The 18,385-nt window shown below is 61.8% G+C and carries 13 protein-coding genes; 3 read left to right on the forward strand and 10 right to left on the reverse strand.

Annotated elements, in window-relative coordinates; genetic code table 11:
• Position 1 precedes the first annotated feature (1 nt).
• Genes G9X64_RS02835 through G9X64_RS02850 form a run of 4 tightly spaced genes read right to left on the reverse strand, consistent with a single transcriptional unit; the run spans position 2 to position 6,091 of the window.
• Positions 2–1,108, reverse strand: a complete 1,107-nt coding sequence (locus tag G9X64_RS02835) for an ABC transporter ATP-binding protein (RefSeq protein ID WP_168315983.1) — start codon at positions 1,106–1,108, stop codon at positions 2–4.
• Positions 1,096–2,460, reverse strand: a complete 1,365-nt coding sequence (gene pglB / locus G9X64_RS02840) for a polygalacturonase PglB (RefSeq protein WP_168315982.1) — start codon at positions 2,458–2,460, stop codon at positions 1,096–1,098. Before pglB ends, G9X64_RS02835 begins: the two co-directional genes overlap by 13 nt.
• Complete coding sequence (gene bglB / locus G9X64_RS02845) at positions 2,457–3,551, reverse strand: beta-galactosidase BglB (RefSeq protein ID WP_168308317.1); 1,095 nt, start codon at positions 3,549–3,551, stop codon at positions 2,457–2,459. The genes pglB and bglB overlap by 4 nt, the downstream gene beginning before the upstream one ends.
• Before the next feature lie 17 nt (positions 3,552–3,568).
• Entirely contained in the window at positions 3,569–6,091 is a 2,523-nt protein-coding gene (locus G9X64_RS02850; RefSeq protein WP_168315981.1) for a hypothetical protein, read from the reverse strand.
• A 191-nt stretch (positions 6,092–6,282) separates the two neighbouring features.
• Between G9X64_RS02850 and G9X64_RS02855 the strand changes: the two genes are divergently transcribed.
• Together G9X64_RS02855 and G9X64_RS02860 are read left to right on the forward strand one after the other, a co-directional pair.
• Positions 6,283–7,569, forward strand: a complete 1,287-nt coding sequence (locus G9X64_RS02855; protein WP_168315980.1) for an ABC transporter substrate-binding protein — start codon at positions 6,283–6,285, stop codon at positions 7,567–7,569.
• Between the two features lie 449 nt (positions 7,570–8,018).
• Positions 8,019–9,281: a DUF3422 domain-containing protein gene (locus tag G9X64_RS02860; protein WP_168315979.1), complete on the forward strand. Its 1,263-nt coding sequence runs from the start codon at positions 8,019–8,021 to the stop codon at positions 9,279–9,281.
• Positions 9,282–9,350: 69 nt separating this feature from the next.
• Here G9X64_RS02860 and G9X64_RS02865 read toward each other — a convergent pair whose 3' ends face one another.
• The 6 genes from G9X64_RS02865 to G9X64_RS02890 all read right to left on the reverse strand — a co-directional run bounded on the left by G9X64_RS02865 (position 9,351) and on the right by G9X64_RS02890 (position 17,107).
• Positions 9,351–11,495, reverse strand: a complete 2,145-nt coding sequence (locus tag G9X64_RS02865; protein ID WP_168316083.1) for a methyl-accepting chemotaxis protein — start codon at positions 11,493–11,495, stop codon at positions 9,351–9,353.
• A gap of 15 nt (positions 11,496–11,510) precedes the next feature.
• Positions 11,511–12,440: a substrate-binding domain-containing protein gene (locus G9X64_RS02870; protein WP_168315978.1), complete on the reverse strand. Its 930-nt coding sequence runs from the start codon at positions 12,438–12,440 to the stop codon at positions 11,511–11,513.
• Positions 12,441–12,641: 201 nt separating this feature from the next.
• A complete protein-coding gene (locus G9X64_RS02875; protein ID WP_168315977.1) occupies positions 12,642–13,526 on the reverse strand; it encodes a carbohydrate ABC transporter permease in 885 nt (294 codons plus the stop codon).
• Positions 13,516–14,442 (reverse strand): carbohydrate ABC transporter permease, encoded by a 927-nt coding sequence (locus tag G9X64_RS02880; RefSeq protein ID WP_168308323.1) that lies wholly within the window; start codon positions 14,440–14,442, stop codon positions 13,516–13,518. The genes G9X64_RS02875 and G9X64_RS02880 overlap by 11 nt, the downstream gene beginning before the upstream one ends.
• A gap of 68 nt (positions 14,443–14,510) precedes the next feature.
• Positions 14,511–15,734, reverse strand: a complete 1,224-nt coding sequence (locus G9X64_RS02885) for an ABC transporter substrate-binding protein (RefSeq protein ID WP_168315976.1) — start codon at positions 15,732–15,734, stop codon at positions 14,511–14,513.
• Positions 15,735–15,784: 50 nt separating this feature from the next.
• On the reverse strand, positions 15,785–17,107 hold the full coding sequence (locus G9X64_RS02890) for an alpha-L-fucosidase (RefSeq protein ID WP_168315975.1): 1,323 nt from the start codon (positions 17,105–17,107) through the stop codon (positions 15,785–15,787).
• A 207-nt stretch (positions 17,108–17,314) separates the two neighbouring features.
• Here G9X64_RS02890 and G9X64_RS02895 point away from each other — a divergent pair, with 207 nt between their 5' ends.
• Positions 17,315–18,322, forward strand: a complete 1,008-nt coding sequence (locus G9X64_RS02895) for a LacI family DNA-binding transcriptional regulator (protein ID WP_168308326.1) — start codon at positions 17,315–17,317, stop codon at positions 18,320–18,322.
• Positions 18,323–18,385 lie beyond the last annotated feature (63 nt).

Below are 18,385 nucleotides of genomic sequence, written 5' to 3' on the forward strand. Positions count from 1 at the left end.
TTCAGCGCCTCCCCTGTCCGGGCCGTCGGGCAAAAGCCAGGCCGCTTTCGGAATCGAACAGATGAACCCGCCCCGGGGCGGCATCGATCAGGATGTGATCACCTGGCGCCGGCGCGAAATGGCCGGCCTCATGAATGATGATCTGCTCGTCCTGCCCTGCAAGGTTGCCATAGACATAGGTCTCGGTCCCGAGTCCTTCGTGATACTGGACCATGAACGGCAGGCCTTGCTCGCTTGACCGTGAAAAATGCGCGGGCCGGATACCGGCGAGAACGGCCTGGCCGACCGCGATGCCGGCGAGATCGACATCGCTGACGATGCTGCCGCCGTTGCCGACATCGATGACGACGCCGCTTTCGCCGATGCCTGATACCTTACCCTTGATGATGTTCATGCGCGGCGAGCCGAGGAAGCCGGCGACGAACAGATTGCAAGGGCTATCGAACAGGTCCAGCGGTGCCCCGACCTGCTCGACCCGCCCGGCGCGCAGCACGACGATCTTGTCGGCCATGGTCATCGCCTCGACCTGGTCATGCGTGACATAGATCATCGTCGTCTTGATCTCGCGGTGGAGCTTGGTGATCTCGGCCCGGGTCTGGACGCGCAGCGCCGCGTCGAGATTCGACAGCGGCTCGTCGAAGAGGAAAATGTCCGGTTCGCGCACGATGGCCCGCCCGATTGCCACGCGCTGGCGCTGGCCGCCCGATAGCTGCTTCGGGCGCCGGTCGAGATAAGGTTCGATCGCCAGCATCCTGGCGGCCTCGGCAATCCGCGCCTCGATCTCGGCGCGCTTGAATTTCAGGTTCTCCAGGCCGAAAGCGAGATTCTTGCGAACGCTCATATGCGGATAGAGCGCGTAGGACTGGAAAACCATGGCGATCTTGCGTTCGGCCGGCGAGAGCGCGCTGACGTCGCGGCTCCCGATCGCGATGGCACCCGACGTGACCTCTTCGAGACCGGCAATGACACGCAGCAGGGTCGACTTGCCGCATCCCGACGGACCGACGAAGACCACGAACTCGCCGTCCTTGATATCGAGTTCGACGTCATGCAGGACTTTGACCGAGCCATACGATTTGTTGACGTTGGAAAGTTTCAGTTCTGCCATGCCCTACTCCCATCAGGTGTCGCCGTTTCGAAGACGGCGTCGTTTTTGTTCCAGCCTTGCGGCAGCGGTGTCGGTCTTGTGATCCGCACCTCATTCATTAAGATCCCGGTGACATCCGCCACGTAGACGGCCGGCATTCCTCCCGGATAGTTCTCAAGACCGATCACCCGCCCGTCCGACCCGCGGGTCCAGGCATTGGCGCGGCCGCCGCCATCGGCTTTCGGGGAAAGGTCGGCGTTCGTCGGACGCAGGTCGTAGGACCGCGCCGTGCCGAGTTGCCCCGGCTGCTGGTCTATGGCGATACGCGCCAACGATGCGTTGCGGATGCCGGCCGATGAGGTCGAAATGACTGTGATCGCCCCCTCCATCCGCCCGGTGATGTCCTCGACGATGAGATTTTCGATGGCGCCTGCCGGGCGTTCCGTAACTCGGTCAACGACATTGACGGTCAGCGCCTCCCCCGAGCCCCAGAAACCATCGGGCGTCTCGCGGCAGTCTACCGCAATTCTCGAAAACCTTACGTTCGATATCCGGCCGCCGTCGCGGGAAAAGACGCCGAGCGCCCTGTTGGAGGATGAGACGCTGCAATCCTCGAACACGACATTGGTGACGTCGCCATGGGTTTCCGTGCCGATCTTCAGCGCACAGCTGAGGCTCTGAACGGCGCAGCGACGGACGAGAATATTTTCGCATCGCCCGATGGCGACACGATCAGGACCAATGCTCGTCTTCAGGCATATGCCGTCGTCGGCCGTCGATATCCGGCAGTCCTCGATCACGGCGCCGCGGCAGGCATCCAGCACAATGCCGTCGGTGTTGGGAAGGCGGCGGTCGTTGTCGATGGTCACGTTTCTGACCGCGACATCGGTGCAATTGACGAAGTGCAGCGTCCACATCGGCGAGCGGCTGATATGGATGGAATTGATCTCAACCTCGTCGCAGCCCTCGAAGACGACGACGCGGGGACGAAATTCGGCCGGGATGAAGGTTCCCACCGTCTCGTCGTCTCCCACAATGAAGCTCTCGCAACCGGCCTCGATGCGGCCCGCCCCCGTCAGGCTGATCCGCCGCGCATCCTTGGCGACGATCATGCCGCGGTCCGATTTTTCGGCGATCACCGAAACACTTGTATGCGCATAGGCTGCATAGTCCGGAACGGGACGCAGGATCGCGCCGGCGGCCAGATGAAGGTCGACGCCGGATCTGAGCTGGAGCCCGCGGCAGATATGAATGCCGGCCATGAGCTCCACGCGTCCGCCGCCCGAAGCCGACAGGCCGTCGATAGCCGCTTGCAGGCGGATTGTATCGTCACCCTGCGCCGGCTCGATCGCGACAAGAGACACAGGGCTCATTGGCGCTCGCCGTTCTCGAGAAAGACTTCCGTCAGGAGCAGCATGGTCAGCGCCTGGCCATAAGGCGTCGGCACGTTGGGGATGCGCCGGTAGAAATCGAGGTCATGGCCCATCGGCGTGCCATCCGAGACGCCGTGGACGACGCCTTCTTCGTCGATCTGCGTCAGCACCGCCGCAAGCGCGCGCTCCGCATAGGCCCTGTCGTCCTTGTCGAGAATGCCGGCATCGATGGCGCGCAATATGCCGTAGGCAATGCCTGCCGTGGCCGAGGTTTCCAGCGGCGAGGACGGATCGTCCAGAAGCGTCGTGAACATCCCGTCCGACCGCTGGCATTCCTTCAACGTGCGCACCTGGCTGACGAGAACGTTCGACAGAAAACGTCGGTCCTTTTCGCCCAGCGTCGGAACGAGATCGAAGAGCTCGGGGATGGCGACGGTGATCCAGGCATTGCCACGCGCCCAGAAGGCATTGGCGAAATTGTGCCGCCCGTTGAATGTCCAGCCATGATACCAGAGCCCGCTGACCGGATCGGAGAGATAGCGGGTGTGGATCACGAACTGATAGACGGCCTCGTCGATCCATTCACTGCGCTCGCAGAGCACGCCGGCCCGGGCGAGAAACAGGCAGGCCATGAACAGCGTATCGTCCCACAATTCGCCATCGTTGAGGCGCTCCTTGACGACGTGCTGAAAACCGCCGTCTTCTGTCTTCGGCAGTTCCTTGACGAGCCATTCGGCCCAGTCCTCGACGAGAGCGCGAAAATCGGGACGGTCGACATGCTGGACGAGGATTGCAAGCGGCAGCATCGGCGCCGTGCTGTTGATCTGGCGTGGCGGCAGGCCGCGTTCGATCTGGCCGGCATACCAGGCGACGAGTTCCTGCAGCGCTTTCTGATCATTGGTGGAAATGGCACGCCGCAGGAAGCCGTAAAGACCGACGCCGACTTCCCAGTCCCATTCGTCGAACTGGATTCCGGAGGCGGAATTTCCCGTCACGAGACCTTCCTTGATGCCCCTGAGCCGGCTGAAAGCCGTTGCCACACGATCGATCGTCGTCAGAAGGGCGGCGTTATCGACAGATGTTGTGTTCATGCTGGAGACCTATGTTTTTACGAGTAGAACGGCCCGTCAGTGCCGGCGCCGGAGGCTGCACTGTCGTGGGTGAGGATCGGGTGCGGCTGATCGTGGGTGAAGGGCCTCGCCTCGCCGCCGATCGAAAGACCGTCGGCATAGGACAGGCCAATCGCTGGGCCGCCCGGTGGCGTCAGCGCGAGACGCCGAAGCTCTGGGTCGAAGGAAACCGTTGTCTGGCACAGGCGTTCGATGAACGCCTTGAAGGCGTCACTGTTGCCGCATCCGACGATCGCCGCCCAGCCGCAAAGCGATCCGTGGGAGCGCGCCTCGCGGCCGGCGGTCGGGCCGTCGATGATCAATCCCAGACCGTTCGACGCCCAGAGGGCGGCAAATCCTCGGCCCGATCGCGCGATCAGCCACTTATCTTCGACGATGAGATCGTCCAGGCCGTCGCGGCCGATATAGGCATGCGTCCACGCATGGCGTGCGTCGCTTGTGTCCTCGATCAGGAGGGCGACGTCGCGATGCTGGGCGACACGCGGCAGGATGCCGTTGCCGGCCCAATAGGATGGCCTTTGATTGCCCCAGGGATCGTCCTCACCGGGATGGTTGACCCACAGCCTCGCCATCGGATGGCCGGCCAGCCGGATGTCGATGACATGCTGCTGGTGCCCCTTCTGGCCGGTCTTGTGATCGACGACAGTCGAAAGCTGCGCCGCTTCGTTCTTGAACAGCACGAGTTTTCCGCTCTCGAGTCCCTGGCTGTAACGCGCCTCGACGTTTCTGCCCCTGGGAAGGACGGCAAGCTCGGTCAGGTCGGCGGGGGGCTCGTAGCCGCCGGCACAGAACATGGTCAATGCCGCGACGCCGTTGTTCAGCCAGCCGGTCCCGAAGGCGACCTGGGCGAAGGGCGCAAGCTCGGTCAGCGGGCCGGCGCGCAGCTCCTTGTCGTAGGCACGGCCCTGCGAGCCGGCCGGAACGCCGGCAAGCGTATGAAGGGCGATCATGCGGAAGATGAGATCGATCTGGCCGCGGGCGCGATCGGCGATCTCGCTCTCGGCCCAGCGCTCCAGCGCGAGCAGGCCGATGAAATCGATCGGGTAATAGGCGGCCGAATTCCATTCCGCCAGGCCATGAGCCTCGACGCTGTCGAACCAGCGCCCGAGGCGCCTGACGGCGAGTTCCGCCTGCTGCCGTCCCGTCCGCCCCGAGGCCGAAAACAGCTCGTCGGGCAGAAGAAGTCCGGCCAGCAGCTGGCTGGTATGAAAGCAGAGCACATGGTTCTCGCTCCAGAACCACATCGCATCATTGCCCGGCTCGTCGACCCAGTAGCGATAGGAGAGAACGGAACGGCGGATGCGATCGACCGTGGCCTTGGGCATCCGGTCGCCATAGGCGCCGAGCAGCCACAGGAGAGGCACCATGATGAAGTCCGAACAATCCTCCCGCGCATCGATCGAGGCGAGCGTCGCTTCGACGATGCGGTCGAAGCTTTCCTGGTCGTCATGACCGGTTTCCATCATCGCGATCAGCCGCCCGGCGCGGTTGGCGCCGAAGCGGGCGCTGTATTCCAGCGCCTGCCGCTTGCGGGCGGAAAGCGGTGCCTCGGCCGGCAATGGCGAAAGGCTGCTCATGAAGGCGGCATCGATGACGCGGGTGACCAAACCCGGCCCGGAGCCGATCGTCATATGGATGCCGTGATAACCGTCCGCAATGCCGCAGACATCCTCGGCGATCAGGCGGCTCTGATGAGCATGCAGGGTCAGTTTCGAATGGGCGAGAATGGGCCGCTCATGGCCGTGGCCGACAACCTTGAGCTCCACCGGCAGGTCGCGCTCGGGCGCCGTGTCGAAGATGATTTCCAGCGGCTGGTTGACGAAGACGTCGCAGGCTGGGCGTACCCCGCGCGAAAGGGCTTCCAGTTCGCGCACCTCGTCCTGGTCGAGCGACACCGGCAGCAGCACCGAGAGCGGTTCGTCGTCCAGCATTTCAAGCTCGAAGAACCAGGTGGTGTCGCGCTCGGCAAGGTCTTCAGTATGGACGACAATCTCGTTGTCGCCGGCTTCGAGCGGCAGCGTTATCTCAGTCGCGCTTTCGACGTTGCGCTTGAATGGCTCGAAGCGCACCGCCTCCTGCCCGTTGACCCAGATGCGAACGCCGCCGCAGGTCTTGAGCGCGAGATGGAGCGTGCGCGGAGCGTCCGTCCTGAACGTGCCCTTCAGCCATCGCCTGACATGTGTGGGCACATGCCAGAAGCTGGTGAACTCGACGCGGCGGTTCGAGCCGGGAAGATAGAGGCTTTCGGTCGGCCAGGACGTGTCGGGTGCCAGCGGCCGCCCCACCATGGTCGACCAGAAGGCCTTGCGGCAAGGCAGGTCGCCGACATCGACGAAACCGTTGATGAAACGATAGTTCACGCGGTCTTCGGCTGGGGCCGGCTCGCCGGGAAAATAGCTGGCAATGAGGCCGGAAACGGCCCATGCCGTCACCGTCTGCCCCTCGGCCACGCTGTAGGCCGGCGCCATGTCGCTCGGCTGCTTGATGCTTTCCGTTTTCACAGATCGCCTCCTCCGCAATCCAATGAAAATATTTTCATTATGTCATTTAGCTGCGTGACTTTGGAAAATTGCCCAAAAACATCGCTATTCGGGTAGAAAATAGCTTGACGGAACGAATGTCAAGTATATGAAATTCACTTATCGATGGCTTAGGCCGCGATTGATGAAAATGTTTTCATGGGAGGATGAAAATGAAAACCTATCTTTCAGGGGCTTTCGCACTGGCGCTGGCCACCGTTTCTTTCGCATGGTCCAGCGTGGCGATGGCGGAAACCCAGACGATCACCTTTCTCTTCACCGACGACGACCAGGCTTATGTCGAGCGGATGGAAGCGCTGAGCAAGGAATTCGAGACGGCGCATCCCGACATCAAGGTGAATTTCGTTTCGTCGGGCTATGATGCCGTCGCCAAGCAGCTGCCGGTGCAGCTTGCCATCGGCGAAGGTCCCGACGTTGCCAAGATCACCGACTGGCAACTGGCGCCCTACTACCTCGACATGCGCCCGCTGATGAAGGATCCGGACGGCTTCGCCAAGCTGCACGGCGACAGCTTGAACACGCTTCGCTTCCCCGGCGTCAACGATCCGAACTCGATCAACGGCTATGTCGCCTCGCAGACCTTCAACCTGCCCTTCGTCAACAAGACGCTCTTCGAACAGGCCAGCGAACCGCTTCCGAAGCCCACCGCCACGCTGAAGGACATCGTCGAAGCCTCGGCGCGCGTCGCCAAGGCGACCGGCGCCCAGATCCCCTTCACCATGGATCGCTCGGGCCATCGCTTCTCCGGCGCGGCCTTCTCCTACGGCTCGAACTACGTCAAGGACGGCAAGTTCTCGTTCCCCGACGATGCCGCCAAGCACTACATCACCGATCTCTATAACTGGACGAAGGACGGATCCTTCCCGAAGGAAATGTGGGGCGCTGCCGGCGGAACCCAGTACAAGAACATGGGTGACGAGTTCGTCAACGGCAATGTCGTGACCTATCTCGCCGGCAACTGGATGGTCAATCCGTTCCAGAAGAAGATCGGCGACGCCTTCGACTGGACGGCGATCAGCGCACCCTGCGGCGATGCCGGCTGCTATGCGATGCCGGGGGGCACAGCGATCGTCGGATTCAAGCGCACCAAGTACCCACAGGCCGTAGCCTCGTTCATCGAGTTCCTCGGCTCTGAAAAGGTCCAGCGTGAAATCGCCGAAAACTACGTCATCCTGACCGGCGCCGACATCAAGGACCCGCAGTACAAGCTCGAGAGCAAGAACGCCAAGGAGGCCATGGCCGTCTTCCTCGCAAGCCGCAACAGCGCACCGAAGGCCGCCCGCGACCTCGAACGCCTCAAGGGATCCTCCGCCATCTATCAGCTCATCGTCCAGAGAATGAGCCAGCTTATCGTCGGCGAGCTTTCCCTCGACGATACGTTCAAGGCGATGAGCGCCGACGTCGACAAGGTCAACGTGGCCCTCGCCGCCAACAAGTAACCGGCCGCGCCTGTCTCCCACAGATTGCGCGCTGCGTCAGCCACGGCCCCGCAACGGGCCGTGGCTGATCGTTTTCGCCCCTGCCCACACCGCGTCCCCGACAGTTCGATCATTTTCGAATTGTCGAGGAACCACGCTACGTCCCGCAAGGAAGGCGCTCGGAACGATCTTCTCGGGAGAAGGCGAAGCCCGCCTTTCTCGCCGCGATGTCGACAGGCACTGCCGCTCAACTGCTCGGAAACGTCCTTGTCCGGCGCTCGCCCTGACAGCCAGCCAAGCCGACGCGGCATATCATCAGAGCGATTAGACAAGAGGGACCGTCTGGCGGTCGTGACACAGGGTCCAGGAGAGGCTATACGCGTTGTCGGCCTGCGCGGCGCGTCGGCTCAGGCTCAATTTAGTAACGTCGGCAAATCGGCGACAGTCCAGCCCATTGAGGTGCATTTTTCATGCCACTCGGCTCCGAGCATCCGCTGCGAAGGGAACTTCACAACGAGCTCCATGCGCGCCCGTCACTTTATTTCGATGGCGACACCGACGTCTGGCACATCGCCATCGTCGGCGAGAATGGCCCTCCTTTGCTGCCCAAGTCCCTGCCGGGATTGGAAGATGTCACCATGACCGGCGAGGGCAACCACGGCACCGGTCGCGTCGGCGACGGCCGACTGAAATGGGAAGCCCATACCGAGTTCCTGACCCTCACCTTCGTCGTGCCGGCATCGGCCGAACCCGGCAGCAATCCGCCGGCGGCCTTTCAGGCCTGCTGCCGCCAGATCGACGGAAAGGTCATCGCCGCAGTCCGGGTGCTGGTGCGCGACGAGACGGGCGGAAATCGTCCCGAAAAACCGAAACTGGACTATGTCGCATCCCAGGTTGGCGGCGGCGATGCGGAGGTGCATTCGAACTTCCGCCTGAGCGACAGCGGTTTCGTCGAGTTCCTATTCTTCAACCGCAACCTCAACGCCTACAGGACCGGACGTATGGTCCGGCGTTTCCTCGAAATCGAGACCTATAGGATGATGGCGCTTCTTGCGCTGCCGATGGCGCGCGAGACAGTATCGAAGCTTTCAACCTTCGACCGGCGCCTCGATCTCTTGATCGCGCATATGCAGAGCGCCGTCAAAGTCGACAAGGCGCTGCTGTCCGAGGTGACCAGGCTCTCCTCTGATGTGCTCAACTTCTCCGCCCTCGCCCGCCACCGGTTCGGCGCGACGAAAGCCTATGCTGAGATCGTGGCAAGCAGGCTGTCGGAACTTCGAGAAGAGCGGGTCGAGCAAAGGCAAAGGCTGGGTACGTTCATTGATCGGCGCTTCCAACCGGCTGTCCGCTCGGTCTATGCGGCAGAACGGCGCCTCGACGAACTGGCCGAACGCGTCAGTCTCGCCGGCGACCTGCTCAGAACCACCGTGCAGGTTCAGCTCGAAGATCAGAACGCCTCGCTGCTGACGTCCATGGAAGAGCGTGCGCGCATCCAGGTGCATATCCAGCAGGCGGTCGAAGGCTTCTCCGTCATCGCCATCACCTATTACACCGTCGGCCTGGCGAAGATCTGCCTCGAAAGTATTTCCGAACTGGGTGTCGATCCCCACGTGGCGAAGCTTGCCGTTCTCGGCGCCATCCCGCTGGTGCTCTTTGCCGTCTGGACGGCGGTTCGTCACGTTCGCAAGAGCATTGCCGGCCACTCCGCCGGTCCGGCATCCGGAAGCCACTGACGCGACGCCAGATATTCGCTCACCGCCGCCCTTACGAGGCGACGGCGTTTGCTTGCCTGCATCCGAACGTCAGGATGCCATCGCGTAGTGGCGATGCTCCGACGCCCGGCCGCTGCCCGTTCTGAACCGCCGCAGCAATTCGGCAAGGCCTTCGGTTTCATGTGTCAGGCTCTGGGCGGCGGCCGTCGTTTCCTCGACCATCGCGGCGTTCTGCTGCGTCACCTTGTCCATCTGGTCGCCGGCAGCCGAGACTTCGCGCAGGCTCGTCGCCTGTTCGCGGGCGGCAACGGCGATCTCGGCCACGGTTGCATTCATGGCGGTGACCTGCTCGACGATCTGTTCGAGCGAGAGGCCGGATTCACCCACCAGCTCGACGCCGGTCTTGACCTGCGCCGACGAGGTGGAGATCAGCTGCTTGATCTCCCTCGCTGCATTGGCGGAGCGCTGGGCGAGTTCGCGGACTTCCTGGGCGACGACAGCAAAGCCCTTGCCTGCCTCTCCGGCGCGCGCCGCTTCCACGCCGGCATTCAGCGCCAGCAGGTTGGTCTGGAAGGCGATCTCGTCGATGACGCTGATGATGTTACCGATCTTCGACGACGAATTTTGAATTTCCGTCATCGCATCGATGGCGCGGGCAACGATCTCTCCACCCTTTTCGGCGTTGGTTCGGGCGGTTGCCACGACAGCCTGAGCGCGGCTTGCGCCCTCCGCCGTTCCATTGACGCCGCGGGTCACGTCACCCAGCGCCGCGACGGTTTCTTCCAGCGAGGCTGCCTGCTGCTCGGTGCGGCGAGCGAGATCGTTGGACGCCGTGGAGATTTCCGCAAGGCCGGAGCGGATGGTGGCGACCGCGCGAATGACGGAATCGACCGCTTCTTCGAGGCTCGCGACCGAATTGTTGAAATGATCTCGGATCCTCACGTAGCGATGGTCGACTTCGCCGACGCGGACGGTGAGGTCACCCTTGGACAGCGCGTCCAGCCCGACGGAAATCTGCCGGAAGGCATGCTCCATCACCTGCGCATCGCTGAGCCGCTCAGCCTCCTGGCGCAGCCGCTCTTCTTCGGCCGCCAGGCGGGCGCGTTCGGCATTGGCTTCCGCGATCAGCTTGGCGCGGCCCGTTTCCTGGAAAACCTTCAGCGAACGCGCCATGGCCCCCAGCTCGTGGCGGTGCTCGACGCCCGTTACCACGATCCCTTCCTCGCCGCGGGCAAGCTGCTCCATGGACTGCGCCATGTTGCGCACCGCAGAGGAAATCAACCGGCCGACGAAATAGGAAAGCACGAGGCCGATGACGATCAGCAGCCCGCTGATGACAAGCGTCGTGCTGGTCGCGGAGGCAACCGTTGCGTCCACCGAACCATCAAGGGTCTTCTGCGCACCGGTAACGGTTGCCTGCAGATCCTTGAAGCCACCTGAGATTTTCGGCGCGAGCACGCTGAGCTGCGTCTGGCGGATATTGCCGGAAGCCTGCAGGACCTCCTTCATGTCGCCGAGACGGGCGGTGTAGTTTTGCATGAGCTGGCCGGCGCCCATCAGGCGCTTCTTCTGCAGCTCGTTCTTTGCGGCCTTGGCGGCGGCATCGTTGAGCGCCACCGCTTCGGCCAGTGCTGCCTGGGCCGTGTCGTAGGCGGCAAAATCATCGGAATGCACGAAGCGTTCGGAGAAATAGAGACTGCGGTTCAAGGCCTCCAGTGTCGCCGCCGTCATCTGCAGCAGCGGCACATCGTTCTGGCGCCAGGCGCTGCGCACGACATCGTTGAGCGCGATGCTGGTCCAGGGGCCGAATTCGGTGACCTTGGAGATCAAGGCATCACGCCTGGCCTGCAGGGCGACAATCTGTTCGAAAGCCTTGCCATAGGTGGCAATGTCCTGGCGGATTGCCGCAAGGCCGGACTGCAGGTCCCTGTTGCCGGCAAAACGCGGGTCGTCGGCGTCGAAGGCTTTCACGCCGGCGCGGAAGCGATCGACGACATCCTGCGTCGGCGTGGAGCGGAAGGCTTCCGCCGACATCTGAATCTCGTTCAGCTGGTCGCTGTAATCCGAGATGGCGAGACTTTGGCCGGCGGTGGCGCGATAAGACGAGAAGATCGAGGCGAGCCCGTTCATACCAGAGATCGCGCTGACCGTGAGCAGGCTCATCAACAGGATCAGCGGTACGAAGCCGGAGGTGATCTGTGCGCGAATGCCGAATTTATTCCAGAAATGCAACATCATAGTCCTCTTATGTCACTGGCTCTTCGGCAGATAGGTGGCAATGTTCTCAGGTGTGACGAGTTCGAAGGGAACGTTGTTTTCGCGCGGCACCTTCTCCTTGCGGATCAGCTTGACGGCAGCGTCGACAGCGGCAGCGCCCTGTCCGACGGCGCTTTGGAGAATGGTGACGTCGAGATCGCCGGCCACCATCGCGGCGAGCGCGTCGTCGGTCGCGTCGACGCCGGCGACGACGACGTTCTTCATCGGGATATTGTTCTTCTTCATGGCCCGGATCGCACCGAGCGCCATCTCGTCATTATTGGCGATGACCGCGTCGAACTTGACACCGGCCGACAGCCATTCCTGCATCTGCTGGTCGGCATAATCGCTCGACCAATAGGCGGCCTGCCGCTCGACGATCTGAAGACCCTGGCAATCCGGGGTGGCGATGACGTCGGAGATGTCCTGCGTGCGGGCGCGGGCGGCCGCGTGGAAGGGTTCGCCCATCAGCACGACGACGCGCCCTTTGCCTTTGAGGAGCGCGCAGACCTGCTTGGTCTCCAGTGTTCCAGATTCCTTCTCGTTGGAGGCGACCACTACCTGATTATCAGGCAGGTCCAGTAGGTTGGAAGGAACATTGTTGATGTAGACCAGCGGAATACCGGCATCTGCCGCCATCTTGGTCATTTGCGGCCCGAGGTCGCCATCGGAGACAGCAAGGATAATGGCGTCGACCTTGTCGGCAATGAGGTTCTGCACCTGCTGCTTCTGGAGCTCGTTGTCGCCCTTGGCACTTTCGGTGACGAGCTTGAGGCCTGATATCGTCTGCCCATGCGAGACGACGCCGTTCAGAAGCGCTGTTCTGAATTTGTCGAGATCGGACATCGAAACCCCGATCGTCTGGGCGTGGGCAGCAGAGATCGATATCGCCAAGGCGATGGATGCAAGCGTAGCCGTTTTCATGAATTCCCCTGCACAATTCGAATATGAAAGGGTTATTTCAAATTTTGGTTAAATTTTACTTTTCTTCCGAAAGCAAAAGTTAAGCGCGAGGGTATGATCTTGCGGCGGCAGGGAGCGCCTTCTTCGGCAGCGATCGACCGGACTTGAAGGACATCACGCCAAGCTTGATGGGATGCGCTTGAAGTCTTGTTCTTATGAAGATTAGCGCCCACCGAAGCCGGAGCTGACGGTGATACCCTTGTAGATCACCCTCTGCAGCACGATGGCCAGGATGACACCCGGCACCATGGAGATCGTCGCGCCGGCCATGATGTAGTTCCACGCAGTTCCCTGCTGTGTCTGGAACAGGGTGAGCCCGAGCGGCAGCGTGGCCATTTCGACGCCGCTGGTGGCGATCAGCGGCCAGAGGAAACTCTTCCATTGTGCGATGAAGGTGAACAGCGCCAGCAGGCCGATGGCCGGCATGGCAAGCGGAATGATGACCGTAACCAGGATGCGCAGGCGCGAAGCCCCGTCCATCATCGCCGCCTCGTCGAGATCCTTGGGAATGCCGAGGATGAACTGCCGCAGCAGAAAGGTACCGAAAGAGCTGAAGGCGACCGGCAGGATCATGCCGTGATAGGTGTTGATCCAGCCGAACGTACTGACGATGAGGAAGAGCGGGATGACCAGCATCACCTGCGGGATCATCAGCGTGGTGAGATAGGTGAGCAGCAGCCCCTCCCGGCCGGGAAACCTCAGCCGGGCGAAGGCGTAGGCAGACAGGCAGGAGACCGCAATCACGATCGCCGTAACGCCGCAGGCGACCACGAAGGAATTCAACAGGAAGGTTCCGAACGGCAGGGAAACCACGGCTTCGACGAATGTTCCCCAATGATATTCCTCGGGGAAGATGCGGACCGGCACGGCCATCACCTCGGCATTGGAGCGCACGGCGTTCGACACCATCCAGAAGAACGGGAAGAGGAAAAGCAGCGCAATCAGCGAAAGCCCCGTGTAACTGGCGAAGGAGCCGATGCGCCGCAATATGCGGTGACGATGCTGGGACACGGAATGCGGATGCCGTGAGGTCGGGTCAATCGTCATAATGCACCCATTTGCGCTGCATGTGGAATTGCAAGATGGTGAGCGCCATGATCATGACGAACATCACCCAGGCGAGAGCCGAGGCATAGCCCATCTGGAAATTGGTGAAGCCCTTCTGGTAGATGGCAAAGCCTAGCGTGGCCGTCGCCGAGCCCGGCCCGCCGCGCGTCATCGCGAATATCTCGTCGAAGATCTGCAGCGAGGTGATGGCCGTCATCACGGTGCCGAAGAAGATGGTCGGCGATATGAGCGGCAGGCGGATGCGCCAGAAGCGCTGCCAGGCATTGGCGCCGTCGATCGTCGCCGCCTCGAGATAGTGCTTCGGCACAAGGTCGAGCGCGGCGTTGAACATCACGACGTTGTAGCCGACATTCGCCCACAGGGTGACGAGCACGATCGCCTGCATGGCCCAGCTCGAGCTCAGCAGGAAATTCGGCAGACCGAGGCCGAGCGCGCGGATGATGGTGTCGGCCAGCCCGTCCGGTGTAAAGATGAGCAGCCACACCACCGACGCCGCGATGGTGGGCGTGAAGGTCGGCAGGAAGAAGATTACCCGGAAGATTGCCTTGCCGCGCTTCAGGCTCGATATCCAGACCGCCAGCGTCAACGAGATGACGAGGTTCAGCGCCAGATACTCGACGGCGAAGAGCAACGTGTTGCGCAATATGGTGTAGAAGGCCGGATCAACGGTGAAGAGCCTGATATAATTCTGAAAGCCGACGAAGGACGGCGTCGAGATCAGCTGCCAATTGGTAAAGCTGAGCGCCAGCGACGCCACGATCGGCAAGGCCATGAAGACCATGAAGCCGAGGAAGCTCGGCAACAGGAACAGCATGGCAGTTTGCGTCTCCGGCTTCAGGAAGCGCCGGGGCCGACCGGGCTGCAAGGAAACTTCGGCAACAGCGCTTTGCGACATGTCTTCCTCCATGCGCGGCAGGTCCTGCCACGGGCGGGCGCTAGCGCGTCCTGTCGGACGCGCTGGCTTTATTGCTGCGCAAGGCTCTGGATGGACTCCATCGTCTGCTTGGCATCGGCGCTACCGGCGAAAGCCGGCGGGAAATACTGGTTGAACAGGTTTTCCACCGCGGCCCAGTTGTTGGTGATCACGTAAGGCACGGAATGCGCCAGGGAATAGTCGATGGCCTCGCCGCCATTGGTGATGTCCTTGGCCGCCACCTTGTACCAGACGGATTGCGACGCCGTGCGCGCTGGCAAGGCACGGCCCTGCTCGGCGAGATAGGATAAGGCTTCCGGGCTGGTCAGCACCTGGATCGCCTGCCAGGCAGCATCCTTGTTTTTGCTTGACGTGGAAATGCCGAAGCCGGAGCCTGCTGTGACGGCCGAGAGTTCGCCTTTGTCGCGCGGCAGGGTGGTGAGGCCGATCTTGAACTTAGCCTGGTCCTTCATGCCGATAATAGACCAGGGACCATCGATATACATGGCGACGTTGCCCGAATTGAACCGGCCCTGGACGACATCACCGGGATCCGCGCCACCCGAGGGAACCAGCGGCGCGATCTTATCCTTGGCGGCAAAGCCGATCATCCTGTCGGCAGCGGCAACTGCGCTCGCACTGGTCAAGTCAAGCTCTCCGGCGTCGTTGACGTATTTATCGCCCCAGGCCGCGGCTAGGACCGAATAGTTGGTCGGAGTGATGCCGAAGCCATATTTGCCGTCTTTCGTCAGCTTCTTGGCGGCATCGGTGAACTCGGCAAGCGTCCAGCCAGGCTTCGGCAGCGGGACGCCGGCGGCTTCGAGCGCGTCCTGGTTATAATAGATGACCCACGGACCGACATCGTAGGGCAGACCGTAGAGCTGCTTGTCGACGGACATGCCGCCGATGATCGAAGGGGTGAAGGCGCTGACGTCGAACTTATCGGCCTCGATCCGGTCATTCAGGGGCTCGAGCAGCGAATAGAAGTTCGGCATGCGCAGCGACTGCATGGAAACAATGTCGGCGAGCTGTCCCGATGCCGCCAGCACCGGCAGCCTTGTCCAGTAATCGACCCAGCCCGTCGTCGTCAGCGTTACCTTGATGTCGGGATACTTGGCGGTCACCATCTCTGCCAGATGTTGCCAGCTCTTGGTGTCGGTTTCGGAGCCGGTCCACATCTGCCAGGTCAGGTTGACCTGTTCGGCCGATGCGGCTGTGGCAAAAAGGCTACCGCCGATTGCGGCAAGCATAAGCGTTTTCTTCAACACCTTCATGGGTTTCTCCTCCCTCCATGAACGCAATGGACACGCAAGTGCGATCGAGCTCACGCCTTCAGGACGATCTCGATCACCGGCACGGTAACGTCCGGGCGCCGGACCGGCAGTTCGAGCGTGATCATGCCTTCCGGCACCGTCACGCCGATATTGGAATCCACATCTTTGGCATGGTTCAGCCAGTGCACCTCGCTGGCATCATGCAGGAATTGCGCATAGGCGATCCTGTCGGCGAGACCTTCGATGTGGATGTGGCGGTAAGGCCAATTGTAGACGTGCAGATAAAGGCGGTTGCCGCGCTGGGTATAACGGCAGCCAGCCGGCACCGGATAGCGGGATGGCCCTGCCCCATAGATGGAACGTCCGTTGACTTCCATCCAGTTCTGATAGACCTCGAGCGCGCTGATGGCGCGCGCATCGAGCGTGCCCCGGCCGGTCGGGCCGACATTCATCAAGAGGTTGCCGCCGAGCGCGACGGAATCGATCAGCAGCTGGATGATCTGTTCCGGGCTCTTCCAGGTATCTTCGTCGCGGTGATAACCCCAGGAGCCGCTGAAGGTATGGCAGGCTTCCCAGAGCACCCCCTGGCTGGCGATGGCGGGGGCGACCCGCGGCGTATATTGCTCCGGCGTCGTCACGTCAGGCAGGGTGCCGGGCGGCAGATCGAGGCGGTTGTTGACGATGATGCCGGGCTGCAGCTCGCGAACCAGATCGACCAGCCGCTCGCTCTCCCAATCGGCGCGCCCCTTGCCGGGCAGCCCGTGATATTCCCGCCTTGGGTAGCTGAAATCGAACCAGATGATGTCGATGCGGCCAAAGCCGGTCAGAAGCTCGCGCACCTGTTCGCGCATATAGGCAGCGTAGTTGGCGATGTTACGGCCGGCATTCATCGCCTTGGCGTCGGGATGGTTGCGCAGCGGATGGTGAACGTCGATCGGGAAATCGGGATGGTGCCAGTCAAGCAGCGAATAGTAGAAGCCGATCTTCAGCCCTTCGGCACGGAAGGCTTCGACCAGCGGCGTGAGCAGATCTTTGCCGCAGGGCGTGTTCGGCGCCTTGTAGTCCGTCACCTTGCTGTCCCAGAGGCAGAAACCCTCATGATGCTTGGTCGTCACCACGACATATTTCATGCCGGCAAGACGCGCACGGCGGGCCCACTCCTTGGGATCGTAGAGATCGGGATCGAAATTGTCGAAATAGCGCTGGTAATGCTCGTCGGTCAGTTCCTCGCGGTTTTTCAACCACTCGTGCCGGGCGCCCAGCGCATAGAGGCCCCAATGAATGAACATGCCCAGGCGATCCTGGCTGAACCAGGCATGTTTCTCCGCCCCTCCCGATGCCGGATTTTCCGGCTGGCGTTCCGAACTCGTCACAGGTTTCTCCTCCCTGTTTTCCGGCTCGACATCATATCGAACCGGTTCGGTAAATGATCATCTCGCCTGATCCGATGTCTGTCAAGCCGAAATTCGCGATCACAAGATCAGAAAGGCAAGCCCCACAAAGCAACCGATTTGAAGCATGAATGTTGCGCCGAGCAATAAAATCGGACATAACAAGGTATTAGAACCGGTTCGACAGACATGACCACGATACGAGACGTAGCGCGCCTTGCGGGGGTTTCCATCTCGACCGTCTCGCTCGCGCTCAACAGCCCGAAGCGGGTCGGCGTCGAGACGCTCGACCGCATCCAGCGGGCGATAAAATCGACCGGTTACCGCATCGACCCGGTGGCCCAGACGCTGGCGCGCGGACGCAGCTCGCTGATCGGCTTCGTTTCGGCCAATCTCGGCAACATGTTCTTCGGCGACATCCGTCGAGAGATCGAGCACCAGGCGCTCGACCACGGTTATTTCGTCCTGATCGCCGACTCCTCCGGCAGGGCCGATCTCGAACGGGCGCTGCTGGAGCGGCTGGAAGCGCAGAAGATCGCCGGAATTGCGCTGGCGGCAAACGGGCACGGCGAGGAGTACGCGACGTTCCTGCGCGACTTCAAAACCCCGATCGTGATGTTCGACCAGAAGGTGGAAGGGGCGGAACGCGATTTTGTCGGTTCCGACAACCCGCTTACCACCACCATCCTGACCGAACATCTGCTGCAGCTCGGCCACAGGCGCATCGGTTTCATCTCCGGGCCGAGCGGCCTGCACACTGCCGACGAGCGCCTGAAGGGTTTCATGAACACAATGGCCGGCGCCGGTATGGACATCGATCCTTCGCTGGTGGTCGAAGGCGGCTACACCCGGACTGGCGGCCATGCACAGGCGATGCGCCTCTTGACCCGCCGCGACCGGCCGACCGCCATCATCGGCGCCAACAACATGACCGGCCTAGCAGCACTTCAGGTCATGCAGGAGATGGGCTTCCGCTGCCCTGACGACGTGTCGCTGGCGATGGTCGACGACGTGCCCTGGAGCAATGTCATCACGCCTCGCATCACCATGGTGGTGCAGGATGCGCAGAAGCTCGGGGAATTGGCGGCACAACGCCTCCTGGCAAGAATAGCAAGCCCCGAGGGCGCCGCCGCGCCGCCTGAAGATTTCATCCTGACGCCGAGATTCGTACGCGGAGAATCGACCAGGCGGTTGTGAGTGCTTCCACCGGTCCTCACGCATATGCCAAACCGGTGTCGAGAGATGTAAGCGCAGTGCCTG

The organism is Rhizobium sophorae, from assembly GCF_013087515.1.
In the GTDB taxonomy this organism is placed as follows: Bacteria; Pseudomonadota; Alphaproteobacteria; order Rhizobiales; family Rhizobiaceae; genus Rhizobium; species Rhizobium sophorae.

Coding starts and splice junctions, on each gene's coding strand:
- G9X64_RS02835 (WP_168315983.1), bottom strand. CDS start 1,108: ATGGCAGAACTGAAACTTTCCAACGTCAACAAATCGTATGGCTCGGTC.
- pglB (WP_168315982.1), bottom strand. CDS start 2,460: ATGAGCCCTGTGTCTCTTGTCGCGATCGAGCCGGCGCAGGGTGACGAT.
- bglB (WP_168308317.1), bottom strand. CDS start 3,551: ATGAACACAACATCTGTCGATAACGCCGCCCTTCTGACGACGATCGAT.
- G9X64_RS02855 (WP_168315980.1), top strand. CDS start 6,283: ATGAAAACCTATCTTTCAGGGGCTTTCGCACTGGCGCTGGCCACCGTT.
- G9X64_RS02860 (WP_168315979.1), top strand. CDS start 8,019: ATGCCACTCGGCTCCGAGCATCCGCTGCGAAGGGAACTTCACAACGAG.
- G9X64_RS02865 (WP_168316083.1), bottom strand. CDS start 11,495: ATGTTGCATTTCTGGAATAAATTCGGCATTCGCGCACAGATCACCTCC.
- G9X64_RS02870 (WP_168315978.1), bottom strand. CDS start 12,440: ATGAAAACGGCTACGCTTGCATCCATCGCCTTGGCGATATCGATCTCT.
- G9X64_RS02875 (WP_168315977.1), bottom strand. CDS start 13,526: ATGACGATTGACCCGACCTCACGGCATCCGCATTCCGTGTCCCAGCAT.
- G9X64_RS02880 (WP_168308323.1), bottom strand. CDS start 14,442: ATGTCGCAAAGCGCTGTTGCCGAAGTTTCCTTGCAGCCCGGTCGGCCC.
- G9X64_RS02885 (WP_168315976.1), bottom strand. CDS start 15,734: ATGAAGGTGTTGAAGAAAACGCTTATGCTTGCCGCAATCGGCGGTAGC.
- G9X64_RS02895 (WP_168308326.1), top strand. CDS start 17,315: ATGACCACGATACGAGACGTAGCGCGCCTTGCGGGGGTTTCCATCTCG.